The sequence below is a fragment of the Gulosibacter sp. GYB002 genome (assembly GCF_036577665.1).
Taxonomy (GTDB): Bacteria; Actinomycetota; Actinomycetes; order Actinomycetales; family Microbacteriaceae; genus Gulosibacter; species Gulosibacter hominis.
In genome coordinates this window covers 81384-94307 of the sequence record NZ_JARBDD010000009.1, presented here as the reverse complement: position 1 = coordinate 94307, position 12924 = coordinate 81384, and the positions used below count along the sequence as shown (strand labels likewise).

The following is a 12924-nucleotide window of genomic DNA, read 5'->3' as shown; positions in this document are numbered from 1 at the left end:
TGCGTTAGCCCTGTTTACGTTCGAGCAGAGCGAAACGGAAGGTGTACGACGAGTCGAGCGTTTTATCGATCCCCTCGATGTCGGTCTTCGCCACAGCAATCTGTGAGCCCTGCAGGTATGGCAGCGTCGACAGGTCTTCAGCCGCAATCTTCTGTATGTCACCGAGTAGCTTCTCGCGCTCACCCTCATCGGCGGTGACGGCCTGCTTCAAAATGAGTTCGTCCATCTTCGGGTTTGCGTAGTGGTTGCCGAGGAAGTTTTCGGTGAGGAAGAACGGTGTGAGGTAGCTGTCAGCATCCGAGTAGTCGGGGAACCACCCGAGCTGATACACCGGGTACAGGTCGTCGGTGCGGTCCTTCGAGTACTGGCCCCATTCGGTGGTCTGCAGGTTCACTTTGAACAGCCCAGAAGCTTCGAGCTGATTTTTAATCAGTGCGTATTCGTCAGCCGAGCTGGGCCCATAGTGGTCGTTCGAGTACTGCAGATCGAGCGTCACAGTCTCAGTGATGCCGGCGTCAGAGAGCACCTGCTTCGCCTTATCGAGACTCGATTTACCTTGACCGTCGCCATACATCGACTTGAGTTCTTCAGTGGCGCCGGTCAGCCCAGCAGGAACGTGAGAGTAGAGCGGCGTGTAGGTGCCCTGGTACACCTGCTCTGCGAGCTCATCGCGATCAATCAGATGAGCGATCGCCTGGCGTACAGCCAATGCCTTGTTAGCATCGGCGCCATCGGCTTTGGCTCCGTACGGCATGGTGTTGAAATTAAAGACCAGATAGCGGATCTCACCGCCCGGGCCCTCGTGCACCTTCAATGTGTCCACACCGCGAAGGTCACTGATGTCGGTTGCTGAGAGGCTCCGCCAAGCCACATCGATGCTGCCATTCTGAATCTCGAGCTTGAGGTTCGAAGCGTCAGCGTAGTACTTGGTAATGATGTTCTCGGTCTTTGCGCCACCCTCGATGACACCCTGATAGTCGGGGTTTTTCTTGTACGAGACGAGCGAATTTTTTTCGTAGGTGTCGATTCGGTATGGGCCTGCGAACGCGTCGCCGGCAACGATTTCTTCATCCGATGTGATCGCATCAGGCGAGAACACGTCTTCGTCAACAATTGGACCGACCGGGCTCGACAGGATTTGCGGGAAGATCACGTCGTTTTCCTGCTTGAGGTGGAACTCGACGGTGAGGTCGTCAACTGCCACTACCTCGTCGAGGTTGTAGAGCAGCGATGCCGGACCATTAGGGTCGTTGATCTTTACCTGGCGGTCGAAGCTGAACTTGACGTCTGAGCTTGTCAGCTCATTCCCGTTCGTGAATTTCAGGCCCTCACGAAGTTTGACGGTGTACACGTTCGGTGAGGTGAACTCTGCAGATTCAGCCAGGTCGGGCGACACTTCGGGGCTGCCAGGCTCTGACCGCATCAGTGAACCGTAGACCTGCGTCATAACTGCAAATGAACCGTTGTCATACGATCCGGCAGGGTCGATCGAGACGACCTTGTCGGTGGTGCCGACGGTGATCACACCGCCATTTTCACCACCGCCGCCGGCTGCGCCGCCACCGGCGCAGCCGGCGAGCACAAGGGCCGAAACCGAAAGAGCAGAAAGAGTAAGCATGCGGCGACGCGCATGTGCAGTTTGAGCTGCCATGGAATAACTCCTGTGTCGTAAGGCGTCACCAGAGAGCACTCAGAAATAGCCACGCTGCCAAAACCGAGCTAGTCGCAATCTGGTGGTTCGGTATTTTAGCGGTTATGTGGTGACGTATTGCGACATCGGCGTGGCGCAGCGAGAACGAGGCGATCTCATTCAGGGGGATGACGAGGAGTGTCCGTTCAGCCGACGCGCCCCACACCTGTTCATTGCTAGGCTGTATGCATGGCAAAAAATCGGTGGCTGAAGCGGGCCCTCACAACCGTCACTATTGCGCTCGCAGCGATCGGGCTGCTTTCGGGATGCGCCGCAACTTCGAGCAGCTCGGATAGTGCGGTAAGCGAGCCACACTCGCGAGGCTCGCAAGAATACCCGGAGCAGCAGGAGCCGGACGCTGGTGGCAATGCCAGCGCCGATCAAGACAGCACCGGATCTGACTCGAGTGCAAGCGTGCAGCGCGAACCCGCCATGGTGGTGACCACCACCACCGAAATTGAAGCCGAATCGGTTGCCGAAGCCACGAGCGAACTCGAGAGCCTCGCCCACAAATTCCAGGGCCGCATCGAGCACCGTCACGAACAGCTCGACCGCAAATACCCGAGTGCCGATTTCACGGTGCGCATCCCCGCCGACCAGCACGACGCGTTCATTGGTGAGCTAAAAGCGCTCGGCGACACAAAATATCTCACCACCGAAGCGAGCGATGTTTCGCTGCAAAAAGTGGATCTCGACGCGCGCATCGACAGCCTAAAAAGCTCAATCGAATCGCTGCGCAAAATGCTCGCCGCAGCATCCAATGTGGCCGACATGCTCGAAATTGAACGCGAGCTCGACAGCCGCCAATCAGAGCTGCAGAGCCTCGAAGCCCAGCGCACTGAACTCGGCGACCGCATCAGCATGTCGACAGTAGAGTTGCGCATCACGCAGACGCAGGCCGATGCCGAAGCCGACGATGAGGGCCCGATGTTCTTGGGGCCACTCGGTGAGGGATGGCACGACCTGATGGCAGCGTTCGCCGGGTTCATCAACCTGCTCGGCTACGCGCTACCGGGGCTCATCCTGTGCGCGGTGCTGTTCGCGGCGCTGTGGTTCGGGCTGCTCCGCCCGCGCTACCGCAGGGCGCGCGCCAGCCAGCAAGCAAGCGCCACTGCCGCAGACGAGGCCATGAGTGATCGACTGCCGCCGCTACCCAACCTGATGACCGCGCAGCCTGACGCATCCGCAGGCTCCGACGCATCCGAATCGGCAGGCACTCGCAGCTGAGCCACTCCGTAAGCCTGCGTCAAGGAACGGCCCGATAAACTTCGGGTACTGACCGCGAACAAAGGAACTCGTCTTCGATGGCTGCTGAGCAAGACCGCACTGACTTCGACGAGAATGTCGACCTGCACGATGAGCACCTGGCCGATGACCACAGTGATGACCTCACCGAGACCGCTCTCGACACTGAGCCGGTTGAGGCAGCCGGTGCTGACGCTGCCGACTCGGACGTATCGGAATCGGATACCGCCGAGGATGCCACTGACGACACTACCGAGGCTGACGACACTACCGAGGCTGGCGAAGAAGGCAAGGCAGACAAGGCCGACGAGCCCGCTGCCGAAACACCCGAAGAAGCGGCTCAGCGCGAGGCGGAAGAGCGACTGCTGGAGCTTTTCCAGTCGACCGTCTACGGCACCGACGGGCAAAAACTCGGCCGAGTCGACCAGGTGTACCTCGACGACCAGACTCAGGAACCCAATTGGGTGACCGTCAAAACCGGTTTTTTCGGCATCAAAGAATATTTCGTGCCACTCGACCTCGCTGAGCGCGACGGCAAACGATTGACCGTTCCTTACACCAAAGACCAGGTCACCAGCGCCCCGCGCACCGAAATCGACCAAAACCTTTCGCCAGCCGAAGAAGACGATCTGTACGCGCACTACCAGGTGCCTGGCAAACTTCCCGAGCCCGATCCACTGCTGGTCGAATCAGCCGATGCCGCCGAAGAAGCAGACGCCGTTAGCGTCAACGCCGAGCCGATCGAGGCTGACAACGCAAGCCCTCTCGATGCCGAAGAAACCGCGGCAGACGGGTCACTCGACGATGTGCCGGCTGCTGAGCCCGCAGTGGCCGACGAGGCGTTTGCGCCGGTAGCCGTTGAAAGCGACGAAGATTCAGCTGTCGCCGGAGCCGACGAGGATGCGGTAACCGACGAAGCCGACGAGCCAGTACCATCGGCAGACGACGAGCTCGACGCCACCTCACTCGACCTCGAAACCGATCCCGAGGTCGAAAAACCCGAAGCCTAGGTTTCGCGTCCCAATTCATTGCGGCCGCATCCCACCGCCGAGTTCGCGGCCGACCGGTACACACGATCTGAAAGGACTCTGGTATGGCCACCGTCGACCTCAACAACGAAAATTTTCTCGAAACAGTCACCGGCGAAGGCATCCACTTCGTCGATTTTTGGGCCGGCTGGTGCGGTCCCTGCCAGATGTTTGCCCCTATTTATGAAGAGGCCAGCAACAAGCATGATGACATCACCTTCGCCAAGGTCGACACCGAAGCGAACCAGGAGATCTCGGCCCAGCTGGGCATCCAATCGATCCCGACCCTCATGGCTTTCCGCGACGGAGTGCTGCTCTTCCGCGAGGCTGGCGCACTGCCTGCACAGGCGCTCGAGCAGGTCATCGAGGCGGTCAAAAACGTCGACATTGATGAGGTGCGCAAGCAGATTGAACAGGAGCAGCAGGCCTCCAAGGGCGAAAGCAGTAACTAAAGCTGCGCAATCGCGCGTGCTTCGTCACAAAAATGGCCCCACCTCGGTGGGGCCATTTTGCTGTTCGGGAGCGACCGCTACGACTTAGTGTTCGTCGAAGTGGTCACCGTGCGCTGCGTGCCGGTGGCCGTCGTGAATGTAATCGACGTGGTCACCGTGTTCGACCGCTTCGTGGCCACAGTTTTCACCGTGCTGGTGCTCAGCGGCGGTGTGCTCAGCAACGTGGTGGTGTTCGTCGTAGTGGTCGCCGTGGAGCGTGTGAACGTGACCGTCGTGCAGGTAGTCAACGTGGTCGCCACGATCAATTGCTTCGTGCCCGCAGTTTGCACCGTGCTCATGCTCGGCGACGGTGTGCTCGGCAGTCTTGTGTTCGGTCATAGTTTTTCCTTAGTGCTTGGTCGAAGGTGCCATTGTTGTTGGTAAGGGCTTTTAGTGCCGTTGATGACCAACCTGTCAGTTGGTTATTGCGCCCGAGTCTGGATATTCGAGATGCTCCGCAGAGTGGGTGAGCGCATCCCCCACCACGTGTCGGACGTGCTCATCGGCGATCTCGTAGATCCGGTTGCGGCCACTAACTGTGACGGCCACCAATCCGACATCCCGCAGCGTACGCAAGTGCTGCGAGACCAGCGGTTGGGTTATCTGCAATTGTTCGGCAAGCTCGCTCACGCTTCGGCCGCCGTCGAATAGCGTGACAACGATTTCCAGCCTTCCAGCGTGCCCAAGCACGCGGAAGATGCTGGCTGCGCGATCAATCGCGAGGTTGTTCATGCATCCATCATGACAGTCGTATGCACGTATTGCAATATACGCATACGTTAATGCGATTGACTGCCAGTAGCGGCCACAACCGCGTTCACCAGCCCCCGCGAAAACTATCCGAGCCGCTGCGCGATCAACGTCGCTAGATGCACACCCTCACGCCCCGCGAGCTGATCGGCCTGCGTGCGACACGAAAAACCATCGGCCAAAAACACCGCGTCATCCGAAGCCTTCCGCAGCGCCGGCAACAGCGAATTGCCCGCCACTGCCACCGACATCTCGTAGTGACCGCGCTCGAGACCGAAGTTGCCGGCCAGCCCACAGCATCCCGAAAGCTGCGTCAACTCGGCACCCATCTGCTGCAAGAGCTTCCGGTCGGCATCAAAACCAATGACGGCGTGCTGGTGGCAGTGTGGCTGCACCACAATTTCGGTGCCCGCAAGGCTCGGCAGCGTAAACGTATCGCTCGGTTTCACCGGGGCGCGTCCACCGAGCACCTCCGATAGCGTGAATGTGGCGTCCGCGATCAGCTGCGCGCGAGGATCATCCGCAAACAGCTCCAGCAGGTCGCTGCGCAACACCGCGGTGCAGCTCGGCTCCACACCAATAATCGGAATGCCGTCCTCGACCAGCGGCGTGAACACATCCAGCAGCTGCGCCAACCGTTTGCGAGCACCATCAAGCTGACCGGTTGAAATCCAGGTGAGCCCGCAGCACACCTGCTGCGGCGGCGTCACCACCTCGAATCCGGCAGCTTCCAGCACCCGCACCACATCGTGGTCGATACCCGGTGCGAAACCGTTCGAAAACGAGTCGGCCCACACCATCACCCGGGTGCGCTCCCCCCGTGGCGCCGTCGCCGCAACCGCTTCACCGGAGCGCTCGGCGCGACGCCGGTCGCCATAGAAGGTGCTGGCCGACACCTTCGGAATCGAGCGGCGACGGTCAACACCGGCCAGCGGCAGCATCAGCCGACGCAGCCAACCCACCGAAAACATCCCGTTCACGATCGGCGCCAGCGGCGACATGAGTTTTTGCCAGCGCGGCAGCTGCCCCAGCACATAGTGACTCATAGGACGCAGCCGGCCGCGATATTTGCGATACAGCGTTTCCGACTTCATCGCCGCCATATCCACCCCCGCCGGGCAGTCGGTGGAGCATGCCTTACACGACAGGCACATATCGAGCGAATCGGCCACCTCTTGCGAACGCCAGCCGCCGTCGACGAGCTCGCCATTGATCATTTCTTGCAGCACGCGAGCGCGCCCACGTGTCGAATGTGTTTCGTCTCGGCTGGCCATATAGCTCGGACACATGAACCCGCCTGCCGCGCGGTTGTCGGCCCGGCACTTCGCCATGCCCACACAGCGGTGGGTTGCTTTGGTGAAATCGCCGCCATCATGCGCCCACGCAAAACCGCCGCGCACCTTCGGCATCGGCAGCGCCTGCGGGCGGCGCAAATCCTGATCGAGGGGGGCCGGATGCACGAGCACCTCGGGGTTGAGCAGGTTACGCGGGTCGAACAGCGCCTTGAGTTCACCAAACGCGGCGATCGCCTCGTCGCTATACATGAGCGGCAATAGCTCGCTTCGCGCCCGGCCATCACCGTGTTCACCCGACATTGAGCCACCAAAATCGGCAACCAACCGGCCTGCATCCAGCATGAATCGGCGCATCGCGGCACCGTCACGCTCGAGCGGAATCGACAGTCGAATGTGGATGCATCCGTCACCAAAGTGCCCGTAAGGCATCCCCTCGATACCGTGGCTGGCGGTGAGCTTGTCGAATTCGCGCAGGTAGGCACCAAGCTGCTCGGGCGGCACCGCAGCGTCTTCAAAACCGGGCCAGCACTGTTCACCGTCGAGGGTGCGGCTGGCAAGCCCCACCCCGTCGGCTCGCACCCGCCACAGGCGCGCCGCCGCGGCCGCATCGTCGACGATCGTGTGCGAAATAGCCGCTGAATCGGCAACGAGCGCCTTCGCGCGAGCGAGGGCATCGCCCGCATCGGCACCCGGCATTTCGATGAGCAGCCAGCCACCACCATCGGGGAGCGATTCGATCGCCGCCGGACCGTAGTGACGGCGAACGGCCTCGGTGAGCCTTGCATCCAGACCCTCAATAGCGCCCGGTTTGTGGGCCAGCAGCGCGGGAATATCATCGGCCGCCTCGAACATCGACGGGTAGCCGAGAGCCACTGTCACCGGCGCCGACGGCACCTCCACGAGGCGCACGGTCGCGCCCAACACCGTGGCGAGTGTGCCCTCCGAACCCACCAGCAGCTGCGCCAGCGAATGCCCGCGTTCGGGTAGCAGCGCCTCGAGCGCGTACCCCGACACCTGCCGACCAAAGCGCCCAAACTCGGTGCGGATCGTGGCCAGATGCCGCAGCGTAAATTCATCCAGCCCCGACACCACCGACAGATCATCGGCGGCCGTGTATCGCCGACCGAGACCATCGATGACATCAAGGTCGATGATGTTGTCGGCGGTGCGGCCGAACGCCAGCGAGTGCGAACCGCAGGCGTTGTTGCCGATCATTCCGCCGACCGTGCAGCGAGTCCACGTGGAGGGGTCGGGGCCGAAGCGCAGCCCGTAGGGTTTGGCAGCGTTTTGCAGCTGCGCAACCACCACTCCCGGGTCGATTTTGGCGGTGCGGGCTTCGGGATCGAGGCTGTGGATGCGGTTGAGGTGACGAGAGGTGTCAACCACAATGCCGCGCCCGATCGCGTTACCAGCGATTGATGTGCCCGCGCCGCGCAGATGCAGGGGGGTGCCAGTTTCGCGTGAGACCTCGGTGATGGCGATGAGATCTTCGGTGCTGCGCGGGAAGGTGACCACCTCTGGCACGATTCGGTAGTTCGAGGCGTCGCTCGAATACTCGGCGCGGCGCAGCGTCGAAGTATCCACCTCACCCTCGATACGCTCACGCAGCACCTCGGCGAGATCACGCTGATCCGCGGTGGGTTGGGGCGCACTCGCCTGCATCGTCACGGGGAATCCTTCCGTCAAGACCGTGACTTCGATGGTAGCCCGCCCACGAACCGTCGGCGGCTACCCCGCTGCTGCTGCCGCCCTGCGCACTCTGGCCAGGATGCATCGCGCCGGCAGCGCGCGAGTAGCTTGCGGCAGCAGGTGCCCGGCAATAATCAGTGGAACCCAGGCGAGTGACGCGATGAACCGGCGGATGCGCGTGGCCGGATGCCCGTATGCGGCGGCAATTTTTGGTGGCAGCAGGTCGACTGCCAGCGTGGTGGCGTATGGCATCGCGGCCCGCAGCCACAGCGGCGCTTTGCGGGCGGCGAACAGTTCGCGTTTGGCGAGCATCGCCTCGTCGGTGATGTGGAGCTCGTTGAGTGCGGCAGCGAAGCGGCGGTCAAATTCGGCGGCGGTGGCGGGCCAGGTTTCGGGTGGCAGCCGCAGCCCGGTGCCGAGTCTGCCGAAATCACGCACGATGCGGTCGGCAGTGTGTCGGTTCACCACACGCCGACCGTACACGCGGCGATGCGCCCGAATCGCCGACCAGCACAGCGTCGCCGCCACCCACCACTGCAGATCGACATCATTGGCGTGGTAGGGCTCGCCGGCAAAGGTCGTGCCGGTAACCGCCGCATGCCGCCGGTTCACGCGCTCACGTACAAACCGCCACTCGGTCTCATTCCCGAAAGCGGCGGCGGTGACAAACTCGAGTGTGCCCCACAGCCGCCGCATCGGCGCATCCGCAAAATTAGAATGCTGCGCGACCCCGGCGGCCACCGATGGATGCGCAAGCTGCAGCAAAATCGCTGTGCCACCGCCGGCAAGCACCACCGCTTCGGATGCAAGCGCGTGGAATGGCGATTCCTCACCTTTGGCCCGGTTACTCATCGCAGTGAGCCAGCCTGGGTCGAGTTTCGATGGGCGCGCCCGAATCGAATCGAAACTCCGTCACCCGTCCCACAAGATCAAACACTTCCACCAGCATCGGGTCCGCAACCTCAAGCGTGGTCGCCGGTGCCTGCCGCGACGATCGCCAGCTCGACACATAATTGCCGTCAGCACTCGTCACCGCCCATCCCGCCAACGCAGCCAGCTCGGTCAACGGTCCCGCATCCTGACCAACGAGCAGCTCGTCAAGCCCGTCCGCAGGCGTGTAGTCGCCAAGTGCCAATCGACCATCCCGCTGTTGTAGAACGATCTCTGCCGGCGCATCCTGCACCTCGCGCCACACACGATAACGGCACCCCTGCGCATCCAGCCGTGCTCGGGTAATCACCTCGGCCCGCGCGCTCGAATCAATCGAAACAAACCGCCGTCCAAGCCGCGCCGCCACCGCAGCGGTCGTACCCGAACCGGCAAACGCATCCACAACGAGATCCCCCGCATCGGTACACCAGCGCAGCAATAATTCGAGCAGCCCCTCAGGTTTTTGGGTGGCATAACCAGTGCGCTCGGCCGAAACATTCAGCACCGGGCGCACCGAAACCGGACACACCCGGTCGCCCTCCACCAGATTGATCACACCCTCGAGCACATCGCGCAGGATCGTATCCACGTAATGGTTGCCCGCCGCATCCCGTTTTGAGCCCATAAACGGTTTATCGAGCAGTTGCCGTTCACGCAGCGTGCGGATGCGGAAGTTCGGGGTGCGCCGATACATCAGCAGCTCGTCATGTTTGCGCGGCACCGAACTGGTGCGCGAAGCACCGCCGCTGCGATAGGCCCACACGAGCTGATTCACAAAATTTTCGCGGCCAAACAGTTCATCAAGCACGATGCGCACCAAATGCGAAGCGTGCCAATCAAGATGCACAATGAGCGCGCCATCGTCACACAGCAGCTCGCGGGCAAGCACCAGCCGCGGAATCAGCATCCGCAAATAGCCCGCGGTGCCCTCCAGCCAGCGGTCACGATAGGCAAGCTGCGTGAGCGCGACCGTGTTGCCATCGATGCTGGTTTCGATGCGATTGCGGTAGTCGGTGCCCGAATCATAGGGCGGGTCGAGGTAGACGAGCTTTGCCCGCGCGGCTGGCTCGACCTCAGCCGTCGCCACCAGGGATGCGAGCGCGGCAAGATTGTCGCCACGGTAGACGAGATTGGGTTCGACGCTTCGGTTGGCGGATGCGGCGCTGGCTTCGCGAGTGTCGTTGGTTTCGCGGGCCTCGCGGGCTTTGATCAGCGCGGCGGCGGCCACCGCGCACCCCTGCTCGATGAGCTGCGGTAGCTGGACAAGAAGCGATGCGGTCACTCCCCCAGTGTGCCGCATCCGGTGCCTTCATCATTACACTGCATGTTCGGCTTGTATGGCACTCTCGTGACATGACCGAATTGACCTGGCAGTCGCATCCAACCCCAATAGGTGAGCTCGAAATCGCGGCCACCGGCCGGGGAATTGCACTGGTCGCGTTCGGCCCCATCGAGCTCGAGCGCAAGCTGCGGATGCATCCCGAGCTACGACTGGCAACTGAACCGGATGCGCGAGCGCAGGCGCACGTGCACCTTGCGGCCCGCCAAATCGACGAGTATTTCAGCCGCGAGCGCCGCGAATTCTCGGTGCCGCTCGACCTACTTGGCGCCACCGGATTTCAAGCGCTGGCACAGCAGACACTCGCCCGCATCCCCTATGGCGAGACCGTCAGCTACGGCGAACTTGCCGAGATGACCGGGCATCCGCGGGCCGCTCGCGCGGCCGGCACCGCCTGCGCCACCAATCCGCTGCCGATTCTGCGGCCCTGCCACCGTGTGGTGCGCGCTGACGGCTCACTCGGGCAATACGGCGGCACACCCGAGGTGAAGCGATTCTTGATCGAGCTTGAGGGCGGCGCTTAGCGGGGTCGGCTCCCTTCTCCCCGCTCGCACGCTGGTGCCTCGTTTCGCCACTTCTTGTGTACCTCGCACGCCTCCCTTTCCCGCGCCCACCGGCTCACATCTCGCCTTGTGTGTGTTTTCGCGTCATCTGTATGTGGTCTGCCACACACAAATGACGCGAACCCACACAGATCCCGCGGCGCATCGCAAGCGCGACGTGCGCAGCACAAGCGTGGAGTGCGCGGCGCATCCTCGTTAATTTGCTTCCGAGTGGAATCTGTTAGGCATAGTCCATGAGCTGGATTGATGATGACTTCGTTCCCGACCCGAAACGCACCACGCAGTATCGGGGTGTGGTGTTTAATCCCTGGGTCAATATTTCGGTCTGCGTCCTGCTCACTATCGTCGCCGGTGCGGCCACGATCTGGATGACCGGAATCTTCCTCGACCTGAGTGAAAAACCCGACTACCCAGATCAGGGATTGGACATCATCGGAGCATTAATCGGATTGCTCGCGGCAGCGGCAACCACCGTGTGCATGGTGATTGCGACCATTGTTACGATTCGCTGGTGGCGGCGAAACGCAAAAGAGCACAAAAAGCTACAAGCGCAGTCGCCGAATCGACCGGGCTGGCAGAGCCAACAAGACGGGCCGCACCCGCGGCAAGGACGCTAGCGTCGGGGCACAGGGCGCGGCGCCTCATACCCCCACGCCACTCCACCGCATCGGCCATTCCCCACGCCTTGGGTGTGTTTCCGCGCTCCTTTCCCCGCTTCATGCCCCTCGTGTGTGCCTCCGCGTCATTTGTGTGTGCTCTGCCACGTACAAATGACGCGAACCCACACAACTGGCGTGATAGGAGGCTCGGGGCGAGTGGGAGTCGCCAGGGAAAAGGCGTCGTGACCGCGCGTCGGCGCGCAAGACGTCGCACGGCGAGGCGCTGCGCACTGCGGCGAGCGGGTGCGCCGCGCACCCACCCACAAAAGCGCGCGCACAAATGCGAGCGCCCCACGGTCGGGCACGAAGCCGGCCGTGGGGCGCAGAGCGTAGAAATTAGAACGCGGGGATGATCTCACCGTCTGGGTACTGTTCGCGGATGAAGTCGGCCACCTGCGGGTCGTGCAGCAGCTCTTCGAGCTTCGCAATCGCGTCGGCCTTCTCGGCATCCTTGTTCCAAGCGAGGATGTTCGCGTAGGGGTTGTCCTTACCCGATTCGAGCGCCAGCGCATCCTTTGCCGGGTTGAGTCCGTGCTCGAGCGCGTAGTTACCGTTGATCACGGCAATGTCGACATCCGGCAGCTGCACCGGAATCACGGCAGCCTCAGCCTCGGTGAACTCGAGGTTTTTCGGGTTGTCGGCAATTTCGTAGATGGTGGGGTTTTCGGCGCCGTCGAGGCCGATGATGCCCTCCTGCTCGAGCAGCTTCAGCGCACGGGCCTGGTTCGACGGGTCGTTGTTCACGAGCACCTTGCCGCCCTCAGGGATGTCCTTCAGGTCGGTGAGCTGCTTCGAGTAGATGCCGTAGGGCTCGATCTGCACACCTTCACCGTGCTCGAAGTTGTAGCCTTTCTCGGCCACCTCAGCGTCGAAGTAGGGCACGTGCTGGAAGAAGTTCGCATCCAGTTCGCCCTCCGACAGCGCCACGTTGGGCTGCACATAGTCGGTGTACTCAACGATCTCGAGCTTGAGCCCGGCATCCTCGGCGAGGTTGTCGTTGACGAAGTTGAGGATGTCAGCGTGCGGCACTGGCGATGCGCCGACCTTCAGCGTCACCACTCCGCCTTCAGCGGTGGTCGCGTCGGTAGTGGCGTCGGTGGTGTCACCGGCGGCGCAGCCGGCGAGTGCGAGTGCGGCTACTGCGGTTGCAGCAGCGATCTTGGCGATCTTTGTGATCTTCATGGGATTCCTTCGTTTGGATAGTTCCCGCGAACGGCGGGAATTGAATCGGGATGGGTTGTGCTT

At 61.9% G+C, this 12924-nt stretch carries 12 protein-coding genes; 5 read left to right on the top strand and 7 right to left on the bottom strand.

The features are described 5' to 3' along the window. Positions 1-4: 4 nt before the first annotated feature. The gene (locus tag PV375_RS06125; RefSeq protein WP_332106579.1) at positions 5-1651 is read right to left on the bottom strand and encodes an ABC transporter substrate-binding protein; all 1647 of its coding nucleotides are present in this window, start codon (positions 1649-1651) and stop codon (positions 5-7) included. A gap of 228 nt (positions 1652-1879) precedes the next feature. Here PV375_RS06125 and PV375_RS06120 point away from each other — a divergent pair, with 228 nt between their 5' ends. From PV375_RS06120 to trxA, 3 genes are all read left to right on the top strand, one after another. Next, positions 1880-2917, top strand: coding sequence for a DUF4349 domain-containing protein (locus PV375_RS06120; protein WP_332106578.1), 1038 nt, complete (start codon positions 1880-1882; stop codon positions 2915-2917). A gap of 77 nt (positions 2918-2994) precedes the next feature. Beyond that, entirely contained in the window at positions 2995-3945 is a 951-nt protein-coding gene (locus PV375_RS06115; protein ID WP_332106577.1) for a PRC-barrel domain-containing protein, read from the top strand. Positions 3946-4028: 83 nt separating this feature from the next. Continuing rightward, complete coding sequence (trxA, locus tag PV375_RS06110) at positions 4029-4415, top strand: thioredoxin (protein WP_201517924.1); 387 nt, start codon at positions 4029-4031, stop codon at positions 4413-4415. A gap of 84 nt (positions 4416-4499) precedes the next feature. Here trxA and PV375_RS06105 read toward each other — a convergent pair whose 3' ends face one another. The 5 genes from PV375_RS06105 to PV375_RS06085 form a co-directional block, all read right to left on the bottom strand. Then, positions 4500-4793: a hypothetical protein gene (locus PV375_RS06105; RefSeq protein ID WP_201517923.1), complete on the bottom strand. Its 294-nt coding sequence runs from the start codon at positions 4791-4793 to the stop codon at positions 4500-4502. Positions 4794-4868: 75 nt separating this feature from the next. Then, on the bottom strand, positions 4869-5186 hold the full coding sequence (locus PV375_RS06100; RefSeq protein ID WP_332106576.1) for an ArsR/SmtB family transcription factor: 318 nt from the start codon (positions 5184-5186) through the stop codon (positions 4869-4871). Between the two features lie 104 nt (positions 5187-5290). Then, a complete protein-coding gene (locus PV375_RS06095) occupies positions 5291-8161 on the bottom strand; it encodes an FAD-binding and (Fe-S)-binding domain-containing protein (protein ID WP_332106600.1) in 2871 nt (956 codons plus the stop codon). 66 nt (positions 8162-8227) lie between these two features. Continuing rightward, positions 8228-9040: an oxygenase MpaB family protein gene (locus PV375_RS06090; RefSeq protein WP_332106575.1), complete on the bottom strand. Its 813-nt coding sequence runs from the start codon at positions 9038-9040 to the stop codon at positions 8228-8230. Beyond that, positions 9033-10400 carry a site-specific DNA-methyltransferase gene (locus PV375_RS06085; RefSeq protein ID WP_332106574.1) on the bottom strand — a complete coding sequence of 456 codons (1368 nt, stop codon included), beginning with the start codon at positions 10398-10400 and terminating at the stop codon, positions 9033-9035. The genes PV375_RS06090 and PV375_RS06085 overlap by 8 nt, the downstream gene beginning before the upstream one ends. 71 nt (positions 10401-10471) lie before the next feature. Here PV375_RS06085 and PV375_RS06080 point away from each other — a divergent pair, with 71 nt between their 5' ends. Both PV375_RS06080 and PV375_RS06075 read left to right on the top strand, forming a co-directional pair. Continuing rightward, positions 10472-10981 carry a methylated-DNA--[protein]-cysteine S-methyltransferase gene (locus PV375_RS06080; protein WP_332106573.1) on the top strand — a complete coding sequence of 170 codons (510 nt, stop codon included), beginning with the start codon at positions 10472-10474 and terminating at the stop codon, positions 10979-10981. Positions 10982-11253: 272 nt separating this feature from the next. After that, the gene (locus tag PV375_RS06075) at positions 11254-11637 is read left to right on the top strand and encodes a hypothetical protein (protein WP_201517918.1); all 384 of its coding nucleotides are present in this window, start codon (positions 11254-11256) and stop codon (positions 11635-11637) included. A gap of 378 nt (positions 11638-12015) precedes the next feature. Here PV375_RS06075 and PV375_RS06070 read toward each other — a convergent pair whose 3' ends face one another. Next, complete coding sequence (locus PV375_RS06070; RefSeq protein ID WP_332106572.1) at positions 12016-12861, bottom strand: MetQ/NlpA family ABC transporter substrate-binding protein; 846 nt, start codon at positions 12859-12861, stop codon at positions 12016-12018. Between the last annotated feature and the right edge of the window lie 63 nt (positions 12862-12924).